General features: G+C 68.6%; 3 protein-coding genes and 1 pseudogene. All 4 read right to left on the minus strand.

All coding sequences use genetic code 11. The features are described 5' to 3' along the window. Positions 1-224: 224 nt before the first annotated feature. Entirely contained in the window at positions 225-1,898 is a 1,674-nt protein-coding gene (locus tag ACXJKR_RS22535; protein ID WP_457324701.1) for an asparagine synthetase B family protein, read from the minus strand. Positions 1,899-1,911: 13 nt separating this feature from the next. Next, the gene (locus ACXJKR_RS22540; RefSeq protein ID WP_457324702.1) at positions 1,912-4,101 is read right to left on the minus strand and encodes a GNAT family N-acetyltransferase; all 2,190 of its coding nucleotides are present in this window, start codon (positions 4,099-4,101) and stop codon (positions 1,912-1,914) included. Further along, positions 4,098-5,045 carry a glycosyltransferase family 2 protein gene (locus ACXJKR_RS22545; protein WP_457324703.1) on the minus strand — a complete coding sequence of 316 codons (948 nt, stop codon included), beginning with the start codon at positions 5,043-5,045 and terminating at the stop codon, positions 4,098-4,100. Before ACXJKR_RS22545 ends, ACXJKR_RS22540 begins: the two co-directional genes overlap by 4 nt. Continuing rightward, a pseudogene (locus tag ACXJKR_RS22550) lies at positions 5,042-5,658 on the minus strand (hypothetical protein); the annotation flags it as partial. The pseudogene ACXJKR_RS22550 and the gene ACXJKR_RS22545, both read right to left, overlap by 4 nt.

Here is a 5,658-nt window from a genome sequence, read left to right on the forward strand (position 1 = left end):
CTTCGCGCCCATCACCACACAGCGCATCCGCGTGCTGGTGAACAGCTCGGCCTACTATCTCTCGCGCATTGCCGAAGTGGAGGCCTGGACCGCATCTCAATAGTCAGGATGGCCGGGCCGTTGCAGGTGATGGGATGGATGCCCCGACCCGAAGAGGGCACCCAACCGTCAAAGTGGATAGGTCAGCAACCGCTTGATCGGCAGGAGGGCTTGCAGCCCGTCGTTCAGGCGAGCCGGTAGTCTGGCGCGTGCCGGCGCAGCCACTGCTCCAGCATCATCAGGATCCAGACCATCTCGCCGTAGTAGCCGGCATGCTCCTTGAGCCGCTGGGTCAGCAGGCTTTCGACGAACTCGGTGCGCACGATGCCGCGTGCCGCCACGCCGCGCAGTGATTCCGCGGCCAGTGCGTTCAGCGCCGCGTCCTTGACGGCCCAGGGGCCGAAGGGCAGGCCGAAGCCATGCTTCTTCTTGGTCAGGATCTCGTCGGGCAGGAAGCCGCGCAGCGCCTCCTTGAAGAACCAGCGCAGCTTCAGGCCCTTGAGCTTGTAGCTGGTCGGCAGCTTCAGCGAGAAATCCAGCAGCCGCGTGTCCAGCAGCGGGAAGCCGACGTCCACACCAGCCAGGGCTGTCGTGCCGACGACCTTGGGCAGGTCGTTCTCGGCCAGCGTGTAGCGCCAGTCGAAGGCCAGCATCTGGTTGACGAGGCTGGCCTCGTGCGGGCCGGCGGCCCAGGTGGCGCGCTGGTGGTCGCGCGGTGCGCCGGTGTCCACGGCGGCCAGGAAGGCTGGCGTCAGCACCTCGCTCATGCCCAGTCGGTCCAGCAGGTTGTAGCTCTGCATGCGGTCGGGCATGGGCACGCGGGCCTGGCGGATGTAGCTGGTGCCCTTCTTGAGCAGCGGGATGTTGCCGGTGACCGGGTTGACGAACAGCGGGTTCAGCACGCCGGTGCGCAGCGGCGACGGAATCTGGCTGTAGACATGGAAGACGCGCTCCTTGGCATAGCGGGTGTTGCCGCCAAAGAGCTCGTCGCCGCCGTCGCCGGCCAGCATGCGGTGGTAGCCATCGTCATGCGCCTTGCGCGCGCAGTAGAAGGCGGGCACTGCGGAGGAATTGCCGAACGGCTGGTCGTAATGGGCGGCGACGTCGGGGATGGCCGCCACCAGATCGGCCGGTGTCACGTAGTACTCGTGATGGTCGGCGCCAAAAGCCTTGGCGGCGATGCGCGCGTATTCCATCTCGTCATAGCCCTCGGCCTCGAAGCCGATGGAATAGCTGGCCGGCGCCTGGCCCGTGGCCTCGCGCAGCAGGCCGGCGACTGTGGAGCTGTCGGTGCCGCCGCTCAGGAAGCAGGCGGTCTTGCCGTCGGCGCTCAGCCTGTCCTTGACCGCCGCGCGCAGGATGCCGTGGAACTCCTCCTTCAGCGCGTCGAAGCTGGGCCGGGCCTGCTCGTCGAAGCGCGCGACCCAGTAGGGTGCGACGGTCAGCTGGCCGTTCTCGAACAGCGCGTAGTGGGCCGGCGGCAGGCGGTGGATGCCGGCGTAGATGGTGCGCGGGGACGGGATGCAGTGATGGAAGAGGTAGTTGAAGAGGGCCTGGGTATCCAGCTCGCGGATGCCGAGCTGGCGGGCCAGTTCGTCGGCCCGCGTCGCGAAGTGCAGGCGGCCGTCCCGCACGGCGTAGCACAGGCTGTGCACGGCGAAGCGATCGATGGCGAGGTAGCTGCCCCCACCGGGGAGGTCGAGCGCGACGGCGAATTCGCCGCCCACGTCGGCCGCGCAGGCGGCGCCGCGCGCGGCATAGGCTTGGCGCCAAGCGGCCAACGCATCTCCGGCGCGCGCGCTGAAGCGGGGGGAGCCGGAGGCGAACGGCGTGTCGGGCGGCAGGGCTTGGGCTTGCATGCGGGTCTTGGGGTCAGGACGCGGGATTGTCGTTGGGATGGGCAGTGCTTCGCAGTGCGTGCAGGCGCCGCCAGGCATTGCCGACGGTCTGGCGCACCAGGCCGAYCAGGCCGCGCAGCGTCAAGGGGTCGTAGGCGACCAGCCCGAGGCGTTCGCGGCGCTGGCTCATCCATTCGGCCTTGTACGGGGCGTCGCCGATCAGATAGTCCACCTCCTGGACGCGCTCCAGGTCGAGCGCCTGCTCCATCAGCAGGGCGGTCAGCAGCGTGCCCGGAGCCAGCGCCTTGTAAGCCTGGTCGTAGGCCAACTTGTAGATGTTGGCACGGCCGTTGGCGATGATCCAGATCTGGGCCGCCGCCGGTTTGTCGTGAAGCCAGGCCAGGCCCAGGCGCAGCCAGCCGCGGCGCGCGCACAGGCGGATCAGGCCTGGCATGAAGTCGGGGTAGGGCTCGGGCACCTTCCAGCTGTGGGCGTAGACATCGCGATAGGCGGCCAGTGCGCCTTCGAGCGCGTCGCCGTCGCGCACGACCTCCAGCCGACCGCCTTCACTGGCGAACTTCTTGCCCATGCGCTTGATCGTGCTGCGCAACTGGCCGCTGCGACCCTTTAGATAGTCGGCCCAGTTCTGGCGCACCGGCTCATACCAGTTGCCAAACGAGAAGTAGGCATGCGTGCTGAGGCCGGCAAGAGTCAAAGCCCTCTTGAGCAGCGCGAACTCTCGCGAATCCGGGTCCATCGGCGAGAAACGATAGGCGGCCGCGCCGCCGCCCGTCCGTCGCAAGGCGCGTGTCAGCGGCAGCAGATCCTCGGCCTCGACGTCGTCTTCCATCGCCAGCGCGTAGATGGCTGTGTAGAAGTTGGACAGCGCGCTGATTTCACGGCCCAGTGCCCCGCTCTGCGCGACGGTGGGCAGCACGGCCAGCACGCGCCCCTGGCGGCGCAGCACGTGGATGCGCACCTGGGCCTGCGGCTCGCTGGCATAGACGGTGTCGATCAGGTTGGCGTACCAGTCTGCACCCAGCTCGACATGGCGCTGCTCGGCCTTGTGCATCAGGGCAAGTGCATCCGCCGGCAGCTCGCGCACGTGGACGTAGGTGTCGACGCTGGCGCCGCTGCGGCTCACCATGATGTCGGTGTCCACCGGTTGGCTGGCACGACCGTGCCAGCCGCGGCTGCCGCGCCTGAGCAGGCCATAGAGGGCCGGCAGGCCGCGGTGGCGATAGACGCTCACATGGTTGATCCAGCGCTGCGACGTGGACCATGCCAGCAGGTCGGATTCGGCGTTCGTGTAGAACTCGACGCCGCCGCCTGGTGCACGCGTGAACAAGTCCTCCAGCGTGCGCAGCAGCAGGATGCGGCCGGGCGCAAAGCGCTCGAACTGCTCGTGGAAGGCCGTCTTCAGCATGACGGCCATGCCACCGCTCAGCAGCAGCATGCGCGAGGCCAGCAGTTCTTCGCCCAACCAGAGTTCGTAGACCAGCGCCTCGCCGCGGGCGGCGAACTYGCGCATGACTTCGGCGTAGAAGGGCCCCTGCGGGTTGTCGCTGCTGACGGCCGTGCCTTCGCGGCCTTTCCAGCCGMTGGACTCCAGCCCCGCGTAGCGTTGCACCGCAGCCTCGATCGACTCGGGTGCGCTGGTGACGGTCAACCGTTCTCCACCTGGCTCGGATTGCAGCCGGCGCAGGTAGCGGCGCATGTTCTGGATGAGCTTGCGCGGTCGTTGAGCCCAGTAGTCATCGAAGCTGCCCTTCAGGCTGACGCTCATCGTCAGCGCATGCGGCTGGCTCTGCACGGGAAGCCTGGGCAGCTCGCGCAGGTCGCCGAAGTGCGGGTCGTTGCACAACAGGTCCAGCTCGCTCGCATAGCCGGGCAGCGCAACGAGCAGGCCGCGCAGCTCCAACCCGGCCGGGATCAGGCTGGGGCCGATCTGCGTCTGCGAGGGCAGGAAGCTGGACCAGACACCCAGGCCGCGCGTCTGGGGGTTGATGAGCAGCATGGCGACGGCCTCGCCTTCGCGGCTGGCGATGGCGAGCAGCACGCCTTGCGCCGCGAAATGGCGCAGCAGGGCATCGACGAACAAGCCATCGAGCATGCCGTGGCCGCCCATGAGCTGCCCGTTGAGGCGATCCCAGGCCTCCCGGTGGGGGCCGAGGCCTTGCACCGGGGTCAGCGTGTGGAGTTGCCAGTCCAGGCCGGGGTTCATGGGGTGTCGAGATCCAGGAAATGTGCGCCCGTCCTGGCGCAGAGACGGGCATGGTGGCGGATGCGGCCCAGCTCCGCCAGCACACGCAGGCTGGCCAGCAGGCTGCCGAGGAAGGCCTTCAGGTCGTGGTCGGCAAGCAGCTCAGCCAGCGGCTGCACGACGCCAGCGGCCAGCAGCCGCAGCAACTGGCCGGGCAGGCTGCCGCCGGGGCGCTTGAAGTCCAGCAACAGCTCCGAGCGCTTGCGCTCACCGCGGCTGGCGACCTGGCTGCCCCAGCTCTGCGGCGCACGGGCAGCCTTGGCGCGCAGATGCACGATGCGCGCGGCCGGCAGCAGCGCCGTGCGCAGGCCGTGATGGGCGAAGCGCTCGATGAGGTCGTCGTCTTCGCCGTACATGAAGAACAGCGGGTCGAAACCGCCGACACGGCTGAACACCCCGGCGCGCAGCATCCAGGCCGCCGCATTGATGCCGCGGGTGGGGTAGTGCGGCTGCACGCGGCCGAGGCAAGCGTCGGACAGATAGCCCGGCGCATGGCGCTGTAGATAGGCGCTCTGGGTGTTGGGGTCGACGCGGCCCAGGTCGGGGCTGCAGTGCAGGGGGCTGACGATGTCGAAGCCCGGCTCGGCCTGCAGGAAGGCCACGAGCTGGGCTATGGCTTCGGGCGTGACGTAGGCGTCCTGGTTCAGCAGGAAGATCGCGTCGGCGCCGGCGCGCAGGGCGTGGGCGATGCCCAGGTTGTTGCCGCGGCCGAAGCCGAGGTTGGTAGCGCTTTCGATGAGGACGGCCTCGGGGAAGTCCCGGCGCACCAGGTCGCGGGTGGTGTCGGTGGACGCGTTGTCGACGACGACGGCCGTGCCGGGATGGTTGCTGTCGCGCAGGGACTGCAGCGCGCCGGCAATCCAGGCGGCGCCGTTGAAGGTGACGATGACGACGAAGACCTTCATGACGCGGCCGCCGCGGCACGGCGTCGATCGAGGAAAGCGCGGATTTCCGCGTACAGCGGATGGCCAAGCAGTTTCAGTCCGGCCAGCCAGATCAGCACGGTCAGGCCGGCGCAGGCCAGCAAGGCGTGGAGGGCGAGCGGTTGGCCGGCCGGGCGCAGCCAGGCCGCCACCAGGGCGGCGGGCAGCAGGCAGGTCAGGGCCAGCAGCGCATTGCGCGCCAGCTCGCGCGCAATGGCGCCGAAGTCGCTGGGCAGGCAGCGTTGCTTGAAGGCATAGAAATAGGGCACGGCCACCACGGCCATCGCCAGCACGCCCAGCGCCAGCGGCTCCAGCGCCCGCCAATGCCAGATGACGGCGATCAGCAGCAGGGCCTTGACCGGCTGGATGATGAGGTCAGCCAGCGCCACCAGCTTTGAATGGCCAGCGGCCAACATCAGCGTCGGGATCAGGCTGTTCAGCACGCTGACCGCGCCGGCGGCRCAATAGATGGGCACCAGGGGCGCCGACGCATCCCATTGCGAGCCGAACATCAGCCGCAGCACCTCGAGCGCGAACAGGCCGACGAAGCCGTAAAACGGCCAGGCGACGGCGCTGACAGCCCCAAGGCTCTGCA

The organism is Roseateles sp. P5_E11 (genome assembly GCF_054049355.1).

Bases quoted from the DNA above. Each gene is read 5' to 3' on its own strand.
- ACXJKR_RS22535 (WP_457324701.1), bottom strand. From the start codon at position 1,898: ATGCAAGCCCAAGCCCTGCCGCCCGACACGCCGTTCGCCTCCGGCTCC.
- ACXJKR_RS22545 (WP_457324703.1), bottom strand. From the start codon at position 5,045: ATGAAGGTCTTCGTCGTCATCGTCACCTTCAACGGCGCCGCCTGGATT.